We start from the raw sequence: 13612 nt of genomic DNA, 5'->3' as shown, positions 1-13612 counted from the left end.
AAGTGGACGGGTTCCCGGCACGATTGGAAGAGCGCCATGACTCAGTTCGCACTGCTTTACCCAGAACGATTCAACATTGGAGTCTGAATCTCAACCCGCCTCACACACTAAATTCCGGATACCTCCAGCGAGCGCAACCCGACAGCGCCGGATTGATACGAGACTCCGCTTCCAGGGACTTCACAACGTTGGAAATAATGAAGAAGTCCTCGATGAAGTTGTACGGCACGAGGAACATCAGCCAGACACTGTTGGGTTCGGCCACACGCGATCCCCGGCTGACCGATTTCAGGGTCGTCCTGAGGTCGCTCGCGTACGCATAGACCAGCGCCAGAAAAACCGCGATAACGACGATGCTTCCGATTGTCCCAAGCACCGCTATTTCGCCGAGAACGCCTCTGTCGTCGGAGGGATAGATGAGGGGATAGCACCGAATTCGCTTACCCTCGCCTGTTGAGCGCACAGGATTTCGAGTGCGTTGGCTGCTCGATATCCACACGACATTCCATCACTACGGATCGCGCGAGGACGCTCCGCATCGCCTGCGCTATTCCGGAAAATCCCCGTCAGACAAGACGTTCGGGCTGATTCGCATGGTCGAATGCATGGTGCTCACCTGTCCGGAGCACAGCGATTCGACTGGTTGGGCGTGCGGGTTGTCCACATACGGGCTGTCGACAAGCGCACGAAACCGGATGTTCGTTTCGCATGCACCTCGTTCTCAGAGCTTGCTTTTCTCCGTCCAGTTGGGCCCAGCTTGTGATCCGCGCACGCGCTCACCTTTTGCCCGCACAGCGTTTCGCATCGTTTTGTACCGAGGTTATCCACATATGAAGGCCGACTACCTTCATCGCCTCCGAAGTCACTTGATCAGATAAACCCTGAGAATCTCGCCAGTTTCCGGAGAGACGACATACTTCATCGACGTCCCGAGCGGACTCGCGTTGCCGAGCCCGCGCACGCCTGGAGGCATCTTCGCTGCGAACGTCACACCGATGACGGCGTCCTCGGGCTTCGGATCGACCCTGGCTGCACTTTCGTCCTCGATGTAGATCTCGAAGTTACGCAGGTCCTGCCCGGTCTTCGCAAATTCCTCGTAGGCCGCCTTCAGGCCGAGCAGCGTCGCGGTATTGAGCCGGACGGAGCATCGATCGACCGCGCCGAAATTCAATTGGGTCATCGCCTCTCCCCGAAGACGCCGCGCTTCTATCCTGCTTCCTGCCCGGCCATCAATTCCCTCAGGCATTCAACGCACGTTGCCGTCAACCATCCGATCGCCGTCTCCATCGGCTCGTCATCGTCGAACCGATAGACGCCTCCGCCTGCGTGCGTCCCGCCCAATTCAAGCAGCTTCGTCGCTTCCGATTCGAGCATGTAGCCCGGAAACTCGATCTCATCGCGCACCAGCGTCAACGGCACGACCCCGCGGCCGCCCTTCCAGTTGCCACGATCGTTGACGAGTTCGGACACAGCACGAGTCACGAGCTCGCCTCCGACACGTCCGTGATATGAACAATTCACCAGCGGCATCATTTCACCTTTGATTTCCAATCCCATAGCTGCGCGTCGCTCGACACCCGGACGATGCGCTCGCCATCGGACAGATCAATCGCATCGCGCGACACCATCGGAACCTCGTATGTCATCACGTGACCACTCACCAAGGATGACAGCAATTCTACAGAGCGGCTGGTCCAAGCATCGGTCAATGCTCTCCACAGTTTTCGACTTCGTTCATCCAATCGCTACACGAAGCGCACGGCGTGAGCGGAGCACAGTCGACGGACTGTGCTTATCCAAAGGTGTTAACAGGGTTCGTATATATACGTAGTGGTAGTTAACAAACCCTGTGCCCCACAGTGGATAACGTCGGTAACGCACTGAATTTTCAACGCGAATCGAAATGCATAACCCTGGGTGCGCGACGTGAACAGCGTCCGGCAGCACAGAACAACTTTTCGTCGATTCACAGCCGCGCCGACATATCCTCAATCGTTCCACTGTGAATCCAGAGGCTTGCGGGACGGTTATCCAGAGGGCGATGTGGATAACACGGCAGCACATCGACGCGTTTTGCTGTGATGCGAACAAATGAAGCTCGCGTTGCCGGCATCGCGAGGCAACGTCCGATCGTCGGCCACCGCACACGCCCTTTCAAAAAATTTTCACGAAGGGGCTTGTGCTCCCCCAAAACCCTCTCTATAATTCGCGGCTTCTTAGGCTCGTAGCTCAGTTGGTTAGAGCACCACCTTGACATGGTGGGGGTCGTTGGTTCGAATCCAATCGAGCCTACCAACGAACAAAATGAAGGGGTCCGGCAGCACAACTTGCCTACAGGCAACGCGGCTCGCCAAACATACAAACGCCACGCGGCAACCTCGCGTGGCGTTTTTCTTTGCGCCGACGGGTAGCATCCGGCCGCGCGCCAGCCTTCACGTTTCTCTCCGTATCCCGCGCTACACGTATTGACTGTCGAAACGGTTCGACACAATTGCGGCCGTATGCACAGGGCGCGGTACAGCACCAGCCGACGTGCGTTTCGTCCGCGCGCCCGCATCCACGCTACTCCGGCTTCTCTTACTCCATCGCCGTACGCCGCATAGACTCGGCCGACCGTCGACGCGTCCCGATACCCGAAAAGACCCGTCGCGGCATTCCCGGGAACGCGCACACATCTTGCCGACGCAGTGAGCGGACCCGATACCAATAACGCGCACGCTGCGCCACCGAGGGCCAACACACACATGTCCGAGACCACGACACTCGTCAGCACTGACGAAATCGCCGCTTACGTTGGGAAAAAAGCCCGCTGGTATGAAACGAAATGGGCAATCGCCGCGACACGCAGGAGCAAGCATTCGTGGAACTGGGCAGCCTTTCTGGTGGGGCCGTTCTGGATGGCGTACCGCGGCATGTACTGGCATGCGCTGGCGCTATTCGGCATCGTATTCGGGCTCTCGCTGATCGAAATGCTGTTCTTCCCGAATTTCTTCGACTCGAGTCAGAGCAACGCAATCGGGATCGGGGTTTCGGTGATGCTTGGCTTGCATGGCAACAGTTTCTACCAGGCGCATGTCCGCCGGGCGATCACGAGGCTGCGTCCCCATTCCGCACCCGGCGACTCCTTTCTTGCACTCCTGAGCGTGCAAGGCGGCACGAACTGGCTCGCGGTAATCGGCTTTGCCGTCGCGTTCGTATTTTTCTGTTACGCGACGTCGCTCATTCACGCCTTGGTGGCCGCATTCCGATGACGTCATCGGCTCGCGCCGGATCGAACGAGAAAGCGGGCAGGGTGGCCGCTTGAACCCGCACGCCACCCGCGCACCCTCAATGCAGATGCTTCAATTTATCAGGATTCCGCACGACATAGATCGCGACGATCTTTCCGTCGTCGATCTCGAGCGCGGTCGTCTGCAGCTCGCCGTCGGCTTCCAGCGTGACGAACCCCGGCAGTCCATTGATGAACCCGGCCCGCACGAGCTTCGACGCATGCGTCTCGAACAACTCGGCCAGGTGCGCGTGCACCCGCATCACAAGCTCGAAGCCGAACACCGGCTTGCCGGCGGCCGCGCGCTTGCCGCCGCCGTCGGAATGCAGGCTCACATCCTCCGCAAGCATCGCGCCGAGCGCGCACATGTCGCCGCTGCGCGACGCCGCGAAGAACGCTTCGGCCAGTTCGATCCCGCGCTGCTTCTCGACATGAAAACGCGGCCGCGCGTCGCGCACGTGCGTGCGGGCCCGCGCGGCGAGCTGCCGGCATGCGGCCGGGTCGCGCCGGATCGTCGTGGCCACTTCGTCGAATTCGACGCCGAACACGTCGTGCAGCAGGAACGCCGCGCGTTCGAGCGGCGACAGCCGTTCGAGTGCAAGCAGCAGCGGCAGCGTGACGTCGTCCTGTTCGTCTTCCTCGACGACCGGCTCCGGCAGCCACGGGCCGATATAGGTCTCGCGCTGATACCGCGCGGACTTCAACTGGTCGAGGCACATGCGCATCACCATGCGGCGCAGGAACGCCTCCGGCACGCGCACGTCGGTACGGTCGACGTCCATCCAGCGGATGAACGCCTCCTGCACCATGTCCTCGGCATCCGCGACGGAACCGAGCATCCGGTACGCGACGCGGATCAGCGTGCGACGCAGCGGATCGAAGCTCGCCGCCGCGTCAGCCCGTTCGTCGGCGCCGCCGCTGGCCGGGTCGAGGTTCGGCATCAGGCCACCATCTTCGCGGCGGCGGCCTTCGCGTCGGCCGGGTCGACCCACAGCCCGAAGCCGACTGCGAGCCGGTTCCAGCCGTTGATCACGTTGATCATCACCGTCAGTTTCACCTGTTCCTCCTCGCTGAAATGGTCGTTCAGCGCCGCATGGGCCGCTTCGTGCGCGGCGTGGCCCTCCGACAGCCGCGTGAGCGCGTCGGTCCAGCCGAGCGCCGCGCGTTCGCGGTCGGTGTAGCAGGGCGCTTCGCGCCACGCGGACAGCAGGTAGATGCGCTGCTCGGTCTCGCCTTGTTCGCGCGCCTCGACGGTGTGCATGTTAAGGCAGTTCGCGCATGCATTGATCTGCGACGCGCGGATCTTGACCAGCTCGATCAGCGTCGGCTCGAGGCTCCCGGCAGCGGCGACCGACACGGTCATCCATTGCTTCATCAACGCGGGGGCGGCGGCAAACGGATTGAGTTTCGCAGTCATGGTTCCTTCTCCTTTCGTGTGGGTTCCGCCGATATGACGAGCGAGCCCCCCGCGCGTGTGACATCGGCGTAAAAAATTTTTTGCGGCCGGAGAAGAAAGCGGCGGCCAGCGAAGGGCAGAGGCGTTGAGCGGGGCACGGAGAACAACGCGATATCGACTGACGAATCGTCCGCGGGACGCCGCGCCTCCGACCCACGCGCGCCATCGACCTTTCACGCACGCCGTGCGGCTGTCACCGGGCGTCAGCAGCATGCAGCGGCGGGCACGCGTATTGCCCCCGTCGCCGAACCCCACCACGACGGGGCATCGACGGTCCGCTGCACGGGCGATGCCGACATCACGCATGCTTTCATTTTTCTTTCGCCTTTGTTTCACCCGAAATCCGATTCGCGACGTTCACATTTCTGGACCATACTGTTCTGCACGGGCAGATGAAGTGACGCCGCATCCGCGGCCCGGCGCGCGCGCCGGCTGCCCGACGACGCAGCAGCAAATCGCACGTCAGCCGCGCGCATCCGCGCAAGGCTTTCCCTTTTCCGGCAACGCAACGCAGCGAATCGCGACGTGAACGGTAAACCGATGAGCCTTCTTGCATCCCAGCTTCAGCGCCGTTACCAGGACGTGCGCGCCCATAGCGTCGCGTTGACCGCGACGCTGTCCGCCGAAGACCAGGCCGTGCAGTCGATGCCCGACGCGAGTCCGACGAAATGGCATCTCGCGCATACGACCTGGTTCTTCGAAACCGTCGTGCTGATGCGCCGCGTGCCCGGCTACGCGCCGTTCGACGCCGCCTTCCAGTTCCTGTTCAATTCCTATTACGAAGCGCTCGGCCCGCGCCATCCGCGGCCGCAGCGCGGGCTGCTCACGCGTCCGTCGCTCGACGAGGTGCACGCGTACCGGCAGTACGTCGACGACGCGATGCTGCGCGCGCTGGCCGGCGCCGATGCGGCGCTACTCGACGCGATCGAACCCGAGCTCGTGCTCGGCCTGCATCACGAGCAGCAACATCAGGAATTGATCGTCACCGACATGCTGCACGCGTTCTCGTGCAATCCGTTGAAGCCGGCGTTCCGGCCGCGCAACGCGACGGACGGCGACGCGATGGCCGCGGGCGACGCCGGCGTGCTGCGCTGGCTGCCCCAGCCAGGCGGGCTCGTCGAGATCGGCCACGACGGCGACACGTTCTCGTTCGACAACGAACGGCCGCGTCACACGGCACTCGTACGGCCGTACGAGATCGCGAACCGCCTCGTGACGAACGCGGAATTCGCGGCGTTCATCGCCGACGGCGGCTATACGCGCCCCGAGTTCTGGCTGTCCGACGGCTGGGCGACGGTGCAGCGGGAAGGGTGGCAGGGGCCCGCGTACTGGATGCCGGACGACGACGATGCGGCCGCCACGCGCGTGCGGCGCACGTTCGGCCTGCACGGCGTCGAGCCGCTCGCGCCCGACGCGCCGGTATGCCACGTGAGCTTCTACGAAGCGGCCGCGTACGCGGAATGGGCCGGCGCACGGCTGCCGACCGAATTCGAGTGGGAAACCGCGTTCGCGGCCGACGGCATCCGGCAGATGCTCGGGCACGTCTGGCAGTGGACGCGTTCGTCGTACGAGCCGTATCCGGGCTTTCGGCCGCTCGCCGGGGTAGCTGCCGAATACAACGGCAAGTTCATGGTCGGCCAGCAGGTCCTGCGCGGCAGCAGCATCGCGACGCCGCCGGGGCATGAACGGCCGACGTACCGCAATTTCTTTCCGCCGGCGGCACGCTGGCAATTCACGGGGGTGCGACTTGCGCGAGACGTCTGATCTGACGGCCACGAGCGGTGGCCTGCAACCCGCCCGCGATTCGCGGCCGAGCGCATTCGAGCGCGACCTGATCGACGGACTGTCGCGCACGCCGCGCAGCATCCCGCCGAAATACTTCTACGATGCGGCCGGCTCCGCGCTGTTCGACCGCATCTGCGAGTTGCCCGAGTACTACCCGACGCGCACGGAGCTCGGCATCCTGCGCGATCGCGCGGCCGAGATCGTGCGGCGCGTCGGCCCGCATGCGGACATCGTCGAATTCGGCGCGGGTTCGCTCGAGAAGATCCGCGTGCTGCTCGACGCGTTCGCGGGTAACTACGCGAACGCGCCGGCGCGCTACGTGCCGGTCGACATCTCGGCCGACTACCTGCACGGCGCGGCCGCGCGGCTGCGGGCGGCGTATCCGTGGCTCGACGTCGCGCCGCTCGCGGCCGACTACACGAAGGCCGAGCAACTGGCCGCGCTGACGGACACGCCGCGGCGGCGCATCGGCTTCTTTCCCGGCTCGACGATCGGCAACTTCTCGCCGGAAGAGGCCGACACGTTCCTGCGCGACGCGGCGCGGCTGCTGCGGGGCGGCGGCCTGCTGGTCGGCGTCGATCTCGTGAAGGACGAGCGCACACTGCACCGCGCGTACAACGACGCGCAGGGCGTGACCGCGCAGTTCAACCTGAACCTGCTCGCGCGTGCGAATGCCGAGCTCGGCGCGGATTTCGACGTCGATGCGTTCTCGCATTGCGCGTTCTACGACCGCGAGCGGCAGCGCATCGAGATGCATCTCGTCAGCGACGTCGCGCAGACCGTGCACGTGCGCGGCCACGCGTTCCGCTTCGAGGCCGGCGAGCGCATCCACACGGAAAACTCGCACAAGTTCACGATCGACGGCTTTCATGCGATCGCGCGCCGCGCCGGGTTCGAACCCGATACCGTGTGGACCGACGCGGACAACCTGTTCAGCGTGCACTGGCTGCGCAGCGTCGACGATATCCGCGCGTAACGCGCGCCGCCACGAACCGCTCGCGCCGCAGGGTGAGGGCGGTTCGCTCGCCATGCACACCGGCGGGTTCGATCCCGTTGCCCGGTTTCGTGCCGAAAATCCCCTTTTTACCGGTCCGATGCATCGCCGCAACGGTGTGTGGAATACCGTCTCTTTCTTGTTCCACAAGGCTTTGCGGGCACCCGTAAACGTCCGTTACCTGTCTCGCATACCCGTTTCACCTGTGTCGGCACACGGTGCCTAGACTCCGAACCGTAGTCACATGACGCACGACACGTGCAGGGAGTCGCGAAATGAGCAAGAAACTTATTCTCGGTGCAGTTCTCGGTGTAGCGGCGCTGGCAGCTTCGGGCGTCGCCTCGGCCCACGTCGACCTGTCGGTCGGCATCGGTGTGCCCGCCTATGCGGCGCCGGCGCCCGTCTACGTGGCGCCGCCTCCGCCGGTGATGTACGCGCCGGTCGGCTATCGCGACGACTGGCGTGCGCGTCAATGGCGTGAACGCGAGTGGCGCCGCCGTGAATGGCGCGAACACGAATGGCGCGAGCGCGCCTGGCGTGACGGCGGCGGCTGGCGCGGCCGTTGGGACTGAGCACGGCGACCCGCTCGCGCGAACACTGATCACGACAACACGAGGAGAGTGATCGCATGAATCCCATCCGGCACATCGGACGGTATGCAACCGCCGCAGTCGTTGCGCTCGCAACGATCGGCAGCGCGCATGCGGCGGGCTGCATGAAGGGCGCGGTGGTCGGCGGTGTGGCTGGCCACTACGCGGGGCACCACGCGGTGGTCGGCGCGGTCGGCGGCTGTATCGTCGGTCATCACATGGCGAAGAAGCAGGCGCAAGAGCAGGCCGCGCAGCACAAGGCCGCCGCGCAGGGCATGCAGCCGGCGCAGTAAGCGACCTCGCCGCCGGCGCGATGCCGAATGCGTGCGCACGCATCGTTACGATCATTTACGACGTCGTGCGGCGCGCATCGTGCGTGGCGCGATCGATAAAGGCCCGGCCACGCCGACAAAAAAGGGCGACTCGTCGCCGCCCTTTGTCTCACCGCCTCGCGCCTGCCAGCGGCGCCGCAGGTTCGAACAGCGCGTCGACGTGCCTGACGCGCACGAAGCGCGCCGCGCCGTCGCCATCGGCCAGCGCACGGAAATGCGCTTCGCCGCACGCGAGCTTCGCGCGCTCGTTCTCGCTCGGCACGTGGCCGTCCGTATTCGGCGTATCGACGACGAAGTACAGCCGCTCGCCGCCATCCTGCTCCGCAAGTACGGCCCAGTCCGGGTGATAGCTGCCGAGCGGCGTCTGCACGCGGAACCACGCCGGCAGCTTCGCGTACAGCTTCACGCCGTCGTGCGCTTCGAGCGCATCGGCGAACGCGCGTTCGGCGTCCGTCTCGCACACGACCGCTTCGTGGATCGACTTGCGCGCGTCGAGCCGCAGATTGCGCAGATAGCCGGTCAGCGCCTCGCTCTCGAACGATTCGAGCGCATGCACGTGGCGCTCGCCGAGCTTGCGGTACGCAATGCCCGAGACGAGCGCGAGCCGCTTGCAGCGGTTGATCGCGTCGGCCGCTACCGCGATGAACTGCTGCGGATTCACGCGGAAATCGTCGAGCCGGCCGCTGTCGGCGAGGATCGTCGCGAGCGAACGGCGCGTGAGCTGCGTACGGTCCTGCAACTCGGTGAGCAGGTCGGGCAGCGGCAATTCGCCTTCGTCGAGCAGCACCGTGCCGGCGCCGGCCACCTCGATCGCCTCGATGCCGGCCTTGCCGATGTCGATCTCGGCCTTGCGCCACTGCAGCCGCGCCCGCGCGATGTTCGGCGCGTCGCGCAACGCGGCCGTGCAGTCGCGCACCAGCTTCGCGTTGTCGAACTCGACGCGGTACACGGTGCGATGACGGATGCGGTCCCACAGCGCGCGGAAATCCTCGCCGAACACGACGGCCTTGCCTGACGCGTCGCGCCGCAACGCGATCGCGCGGCGCTCGTCGGCGTTGCGCACCGCGAAGCGGCCCGACAGCTTGCGCAGCATCGCGACGATCGGTGCGCGCAGCCGCTCGAACGCATCCGGCAGCACGAGCGCGCTCTGGCGCAGCGCATCCTTCAGCCGGTCGAGCACCTTGCCCTGCGCGTCGACGTAGCCCTGCTCGTGCAGATGGTTCCACAGCACGCGCGACAGCTCGATGCCGAGCGCATGCGCGGGGCCGTCGTCTTCCTGCACCGGCAGCGCCGCGAACTGGTGTTCCTCGACGATCCCGAAGCGGATGCCCGTATCGGCCTCGATTTCCTTCTGCAGGTTCTCGGCGAACGACTCGTAGCGCTCGGTCGCGATCACGGTGAGCGTGTTCACGCCCGGGTCGCGCACGCGTTCGCCGTCCTGGTCGACGGCGAGACGCAGCCCGCGGCCGAGCGTCTGGCGGCGCTCGCGTTCGGTCTGGATGTCGCGCAGCGTGCAGATCTGGAACACGTTCGGGTTGTCCCAGCCTTCCTTCAGCGCCGAGTGCGAGAAGATGAACTTCAGCGGCGTGTCGAACGACAGCAGCGCCTCCTTCTCGCGCATGATCAGGCCGTACGCGCGCTCCGCGTTCTCGCGGGCCGCCGCGCTGCTTTCGCTCGTGTCGGTCCAGCCGCCCTTGCGGTCGATCGAGAAGTAGCCGTTGTGCGCGCGCTCGACCTCGAGCGCGACGTCGACGCCGTCGAACAGCGCACGGTAGGCCGGCACGCGCGCCGCGCGCGCATATTCCTCTTCGAAGATCAGCGCGTAGTCGCCCTTCACGGGCATCCCGTTCTCGTCGTAGCGGCGATAGCGCTCGACCGAATCGACGAAGAACAGCGACAGCACCTTCACGCCGCGTTCGGCCAGGCGCAGCTCCTTGTCGAGGTGCTCGCGGATCGTGCGGCGGATCATCTCGCGCTGCACGGCGAGCGTGTCGATGTCGCCGAATGCCTCGCCGAGCGACAGGAACGCCTCGCCTTCCGAATGGCGCAGCTCGACGTACTCGGCGCCTTTCACCGCGTGCACTTCGCCGATCCTCAAGCCCGCGTACAGCGCGCGCCTGGTCAGGCGTTCGAGATCGTCGCCGTCGGTGGCCGACACGATCTGGCGCTTCACGCCAGCCGCCGTCGCGACGTCGAGCTCGACGCGCGCGCTGATCGCGCCGCGCCGGTTCGACACGCCGACGAGCCGCACGTACGGCTTGTTGTGCGCGTCCTCGACGATCGCCGACGCGATCTCGATCTGCTTGACGAGCTTGCGCTCGTACGCGTCGACGGCATCGAGCCGGTACACCATGTGATGCCGGTCGACGTGCGTGGCCGAATAGCGCAGCGTGCAGAGCGGCGCCATCGCGGCGAGCGCCTCGCGGCCGCGCCCCTCGAGCCCGCCGTCGACGCTCTGCGGCTCGTCGACGATCACGATCGGCCGCGTCGCGCGGATCAGGTCGATCGGCTTCTCGCCGCCGGTCTTCTCGCTGTCCTTGTAGAGATTGTTGATCTCCTTCTTGTTGATCGCGGCGACCGTCATCACCATGATCTGGATCGCCGCGCTCGCCGCGAAGTGGCGCACCTGGCCGAGCTTCGCGGAGTCGTACAGGAAGTAGTCGTACGGCACGCCCGCGTACAGCGCGCGGAAGTGATCCTCGGTGATCGACAGCGTCTTGTGCACGCCTTCCTTGATCGCGATCGACGGCACGACGATCACGAACTTCGTGAAGCCGTAGCGGCGGTTCAGCTCGAAGATCGTGCGCAGGTACACGTAGGTCTTGCCGGTACCCGTCTCCATCTCGACGGTGAAGTCGCGCGAGCCGGGCAGGCCGGACGGCGGCAGCCCGCCGCGCAACTGCACGTCGGCGAGATTGCGCGCGAGCGCGTCGTCGGTCAGCGACAGCCGGTTGCCGACGCCTTGCTCCGACACCGCGAAGCCGAGCGAGCCTTGCGCGGCGGCCGTCGTGCCGGGCGCGGCGTTCGCGAGCACGCTGAAATCGCCGCGATACGACTCCTGGCCGCGAAACAGGTCGCAGACGGCGTCGATCGCCTCGCGCTGGTAGTCGAGATCCGCTTCGAAATGCAGCCGCATCACAGGCTCCGCACGCGCTTCACGCCGTGCTGTTCGAGCAGCGCGGCGAGATTGAGCTTCGCGACGTCGTCGACGAAACCGTTGTCGCGGAACAGGCACGTGACGTCGCGCGACGCGCCGCTCGCATCGAGCAGGTCGACGATGCCGTCGGCGAGCGGGCCCGCATCGTCGCGCGACAGGCGCGCATCGAAGCACGCGACGATCTCGCGGCCGATCAGGTGCACCGTCTTGCCGGCCACCTGGTGGTGCTCGACCGGCGTGCACAGGTCGAGGCCGAGCTTGAGCGTCAGCTCGGCGAGCAGGTCGTCCTCGGTGCGGCCGGTCTTCACGTGTTCGACGGATGCGAACAACGCATGGTCGAAGTCGTCGCGGCGCGGGTCCCACTCGATCACGTTGGTCGTGTCGAGCCGGTACACGCGAAAGCCGAGGTCGCCATAGCTTTCCGGATAATCGCGCGCGACCTGCTGCGCGGCGCGGCGCAGGCGCTCCTTCGTCACTTCGGCGAGCGTCAGCGGCTTCTTCAGCTTCGCGCAGAAATCGGCGGCCGCGGTTTGCGTCTTGTCGCGGCGGTCGAGCGCCTCGGGCAGCTGCACGAGGACGTAGCGGCGCGCGCCGCCGTCGGTCGCGTTCACCTGCATCACCGCGTGGCCCGTCGAGCCGGAGCCGGCGAAGCAGTCGAGCACGATGTCGTCGCCGCGCGTGCACCAGCCGATCACGGCGGCCGCGAAGTCGACCGGCTTCGGCAGGTCGAACGGGATGCCGAGCGCCTTCAGCAGCGCGTCGTCGGAGCCGGCGAACGGCAGTACCGACGGCACGTTCTCGTACATGTTCTCGTCGAGGTAGTAGATCCGCTGCGGCTGCGTGGTTTCATCCGGGCCGAATTCGATCTGGCCGCGCTCGATCAGCGCCTGCATCGTCGCGGGCGGGTTGCGCCAGCCGCGCGCCGGCATCGCGCACGGCTTGCCGGTGACCGGGTGGATCAGCGGCGTGAAGTATTCTTCCGGCGCCTTCTTCTTGTTCGGCCACGCCATCGACACGAGACGGTACACGCGGCCTTCCGCCGACAGCCGGTCGTACATCGCCTCGCCGCCGGACAGGTTGGTCTGCGCCTTCATCCACGCGCGGTACGCCTTCTGCGCGTCCTTCGGGTTGCCGCTGCGGTACACGGCGTCGTGCGCGGCGTCGAGCATGCGCTGCGCGTTGCGCTTCGGGCGCTTGAGCGGCGCGCGTTCGAGCAGCGTCTCGGCGTTGCGCGCGAACAGCACCAGCGATTCGTGCTGGTACGCGATGCCGCGCGCGTCGCCCTTCGGGTTGCGCTTGTCCCACACGGCCACGCCGAGCTCGTTTTCCTCGCCGAAGATCTCGCGCAGCATCAGCACCAGCGCATGCACTTCGTGCTCGTCGATGTGCACGGCGATCAGCCCTTCGTCGGACAGCAGCGCGTGCGCGAGCTTCAGGCGCGGATACATCATGTTCAGCCAGTCGGTGTGGAACCGGCCGTTCGCCTCGGTGTTGGTGCTGCGCTTCACGCCGGCTTCGGTCTGGCCGGTCATCGCCAGGTAGTGGCGGATGCTGTCGCTGAAGTCGTCCGGATAGACGAAATCGTTGCCGGTGTTGTACGGCGGGTCGATGTAGACGAGCTTCACCTTGCCCGCGTAGCTCTTGTGCAGCAGCTTCATCACGTCGAGGTTGTCGCCCTCGATCACGAGGTGGCGCGTGTCGTCCCACGCGACGCTGTCGTCGGGGCACGGCCGCAGCGTGCCCGTCGACGGCGTGAGCGCGGCCTGGCGCGCGGCGCGCTTGCCGTGCCAGTGAAAACCGTAGCGCTCGTCGGCGTCGCCGACCGTGCGTTCGCCGACCAGCGCCTTCAGCACGTCGACGTCGACCGACGCGCCGTGCGGGCCTTCGGTCACGAGTTCGGGGAACAGCGCCTTCAGGCGCGCGACGTTGTCGGCGGTGAAATCCGTCGACATCGCCTGCGGGCTGGCCGCATCGAGTTTGTGCATCGTCTTTTCCATCGGAGCCCGGCCGTGCGCGCCAGGACGTCGGGC

14 protein-coding genes and 1 tRNA gene are annotated in these 13612 nt (G+C 65.7%); 7 read left to right on the top strand and 8 right to left on the bottom strand.

The genetic code is table 11. The features are described 5' to 3' along the window. Positions 1–100 precede the first annotated feature (100 nt). The 4 genes from LGM42_RS32540 to LGM42_RS32525 all read right to left on the bottom strand — a co-directional run bounded on the left by LGM42_RS32540 (position 101) and on the right by LGM42_RS32525 (position 1709). Entirely contained in the window at positions 101–376 is a 276-nt protein-coding gene (locus LGM42_RS32540) for a hypothetical protein (RefSeq protein WP_226234378.1), read from the bottom strand. 486 nt (positions 377–862) lie between these two features. Further along, a complete protein-coding gene (locus tag LGM42_RS32535) occupies positions 863–1180 on the bottom strand; it encodes a hypothetical protein (protein WP_059580358.1) in 318 nt (105 codons plus the stop codon). Between the two features lie 26 nt (positions 1181–1206). After that, positions 1207–1557 (bottom strand): hypothetical protein, encoded by a 351-nt coding sequence (locus tag LGM42_RS32530; RefSeq protein WP_226234377.1) that lies wholly within the window; start codon positions 1555–1557, stop codon positions 1207–1209. Continuing rightward, entirely contained in the window at positions 1530–1709 is a 180-nt protein-coding gene (locus LGM42_RS32525; protein ID WP_226234376.1) for a hypothetical protein, read from the bottom strand. Before LGM42_RS32525 ends, LGM42_RS32530 begins: the two co-directional genes overlap by 28 nt. Before the next feature lie 509 nt (positions 1710–2218). Here LGM42_RS32525 and LGM42_RS32520 point away from each other — a divergent pair. Both LGM42_RS32520 and LGM42_RS32515 read left to right on the top strand, forming a co-directional pair. Next, positions 2219–2295: transfer RNA gene (locus tag LGM42_RS32520), tRNA-Val, on the top strand. Between the two features lie 449 nt (positions 2296–2744). Continuing rightward, a complete protein-coding gene (locus LGM42_RS32515; RefSeq protein WP_060310270.1) occupies positions 2745–3251 on the top strand; it encodes a DUF2628 domain-containing protein in 507 nt (168 codons plus the stop codon). 76 nt (positions 3252–3327) lie between these two features. Here LGM42_RS32515 and LGM42_RS32510 read toward each other — a convergent pair whose 3' ends face one another. Continuing rightward, positions 3328–4209 carry a sigma-70 family RNA polymerase sigma factor gene (locus tag LGM42_RS32510; protein WP_060310269.1) on the bottom strand — a complete coding sequence of 294 codons (882 nt, stop codon included), beginning with the start codon at positions 4207–4209 and terminating at the stop codon, positions 3328–3330. Next, positions 4209–4685 (bottom strand): carboxymuconolactone decarboxylase family protein, encoded by a 477-nt coding sequence (locus LGM42_RS32505; RefSeq protein WP_059580368.1) that lies wholly within the window; start codon positions 4683–4685, stop codon positions 4209–4211. Before LGM42_RS32505 ends, LGM42_RS32510 begins: the two co-directional genes overlap by 1 nt. Positions 4686–5028: 343 nt before the next feature. On the opposite strand from LGM42_RS32505, the gene LGM42_RS32500 reads away from it, so the two are divergent. From LGM42_RS32500 to LGM42_RS32480, 5 genes are all read left to right on the top strand, one after another. Further along, a complete protein-coding gene (locus LGM42_RS32500; RefSeq protein WP_226234375.1) occupies positions 5029–5253 on the top strand; it encodes a hypothetical protein in 225 nt (74 codons plus the stop codon). Between the two features lie 11 nt (positions 5254–5264). Next, positions 5265–6488 carry an ergothioneine biosynthesis protein EgtB gene (gene egtB / locus LGM42_RS32495; RefSeq protein WP_226234374.1) on the top strand — a complete coding sequence of 408 codons (1224 nt, stop codon included), beginning with the start codon at positions 5265–5267 and terminating at the stop codon, positions 6486–6488. Next, positions 6472–7485, top strand: coding sequence for an L-histidine N(alpha)-methyltransferase (gene egtD / locus LGM42_RS32490; RefSeq protein WP_226234373.1), 1014 nt, complete (start codon positions 6472–6474; stop codon positions 7483–7485). The genes egtB and egtD overlap by 17 nt, the downstream gene beginning before the upstream one ends. Positions 7486–7778: 293 nt before the next feature. Continuing rightward, positions 7779–8075: a hypothetical protein gene (locus tag LGM42_RS32485; protein ID WP_060008881.1), complete on the top strand. Its 297-nt coding sequence runs from the start codon at positions 7779–7781 to the stop codon at positions 8073–8075. Between the two features lie 56 nt (positions 8076–8131). After that, the gene (locus LGM42_RS32480; protein WP_226234372.1) at positions 8132–8386 is read left to right on the top strand and encodes a hypothetical protein; all 255 of its coding nucleotides are present in this window, start codon (positions 8132–8134) and stop codon (positions 8384–8386) included. 148 nt (positions 8387–8534) lie between these two features. Here LGM42_RS32480 and LGM42_RS32475 read toward each other — a convergent pair whose 3' ends face one another. Both LGM42_RS32475 and LGM42_RS32470 read right to left on the bottom strand, forming a co-directional pair. Beyond that, on the bottom strand, positions 8535–11561 hold the full coding sequence (locus LGM42_RS32475) for a type III restriction-modification system endonuclease (protein WP_226234371.1): 3027 nt from the start codon (positions 11559–11561) through the stop codon (positions 8535–8537). Then, on the bottom strand, positions 11561–13579 hold the full coding sequence (locus LGM42_RS32470; RefSeq protein WP_059638570.1) for a site-specific DNA-methyltransferase: 2019 nt from the start codon (positions 13577–13579) through the stop codon (positions 11561–11563). Before LGM42_RS32470 ends, LGM42_RS32475 begins: the two co-directional genes overlap by 1 nt. Between the last annotated feature and the right edge of the window lie 33 nt (positions 13580–13612).

The organism is Burkholderia sp. AU39826 (assembly GCF_020419965.1).
GTDB classification, from domain to species: domain Bacteria; phylum Pseudomonadota; class Gammaproteobacteria; order Burkholderiales; family Burkholderiaceae; genus Burkholderia; species Burkholderia semiarida.
Note: the sequence above shows the minus strand (reverse complement) of the source record. Positions and strands in the feature narration are given on the sequence as shown.

What these genes read in the sequence shown, in the direction of transcription:
- LGM42_RS32535 (WP_059580358.1), bottom strand. Translation starts at nt 1,180, where the DNA reads ATGACCCAATTGAATTTCGGCGCGGTCGATCGATGCTCCGTCCGGCTC.
- LGM42_RS32530 (WP_226234377.1), bottom strand. Translation starts at nt 1,557, where the DNA reads ATGGGATTGGAAATCAAAGGTGAAATGATGCCGCTGGTGAATTGTTCA.
- LGM42_RS32515 (WP_060310270.1), top strand. Translation starts at nt 2,745, where the DNA reads ATGTCCGAGACCACGACACTCGTCAGCACTGACGAAATCGCCGCTTAC.
- LGM42_RS32510 (WP_060310269.1), bottom strand. Translation starts at nt 4,209, where the DNA reads ATGCCGAACCTCGACCCGGCCAGCGGCGGCGCCGACGAACGGGCTGAC.
- LGM42_RS32505 (WP_059580368.1), bottom strand. Translation starts at nt 4,685, where the DNA reads ATGACTGCGAAACTCAATCCGTTTGCCGCCGCCCCCGCGTTGATGAAG.
- LGM42_RS32500 (WP_226234375.1), top strand. Translation starts at nt 5,029, where the DNA reads ATGCTTTCATTTTTCTTTCGCCTTTGTTTCACCCGAAATCCGATTCGC.
- egtB (WP_226234374.1), top strand. Translation starts at nt 5,265, where the DNA reads ATGAGCCTTCTTGCATCCCAGCTTCAGCGCCGTTACCAGGACGTGCGC.
- LGM42_RS32485 (WP_060008881.1), top strand. Translation starts at nt 7,779, where the DNA reads ATGAGCAAGAAACTTATTCTCGGTGCAGTTCTCGGTGTAGCGGCGCTG.
- LGM42_RS32480 (WP_226234372.1), top strand. Translation starts at nt 8,132, where the DNA reads ATGAATCCCATCCGGCACATCGGACGGTATGCAACCGCCGCAGTCGTT.
- LGM42_RS32475 (WP_226234371.1), bottom strand. Translation starts at nt 11,561, where the DNA reads ATGCGGCTGCATTTCGAAGCGGATCTCGACTACCAGCGCGAGGCGATC.
- LGM42_RS32470 (WP_059638570.1), bottom strand. Translation starts at nt 13,579, where the DNA reads ATGGAAAAGACGATGCACAAACTCGATGCGGCCAGCCCGCAGGCGATG.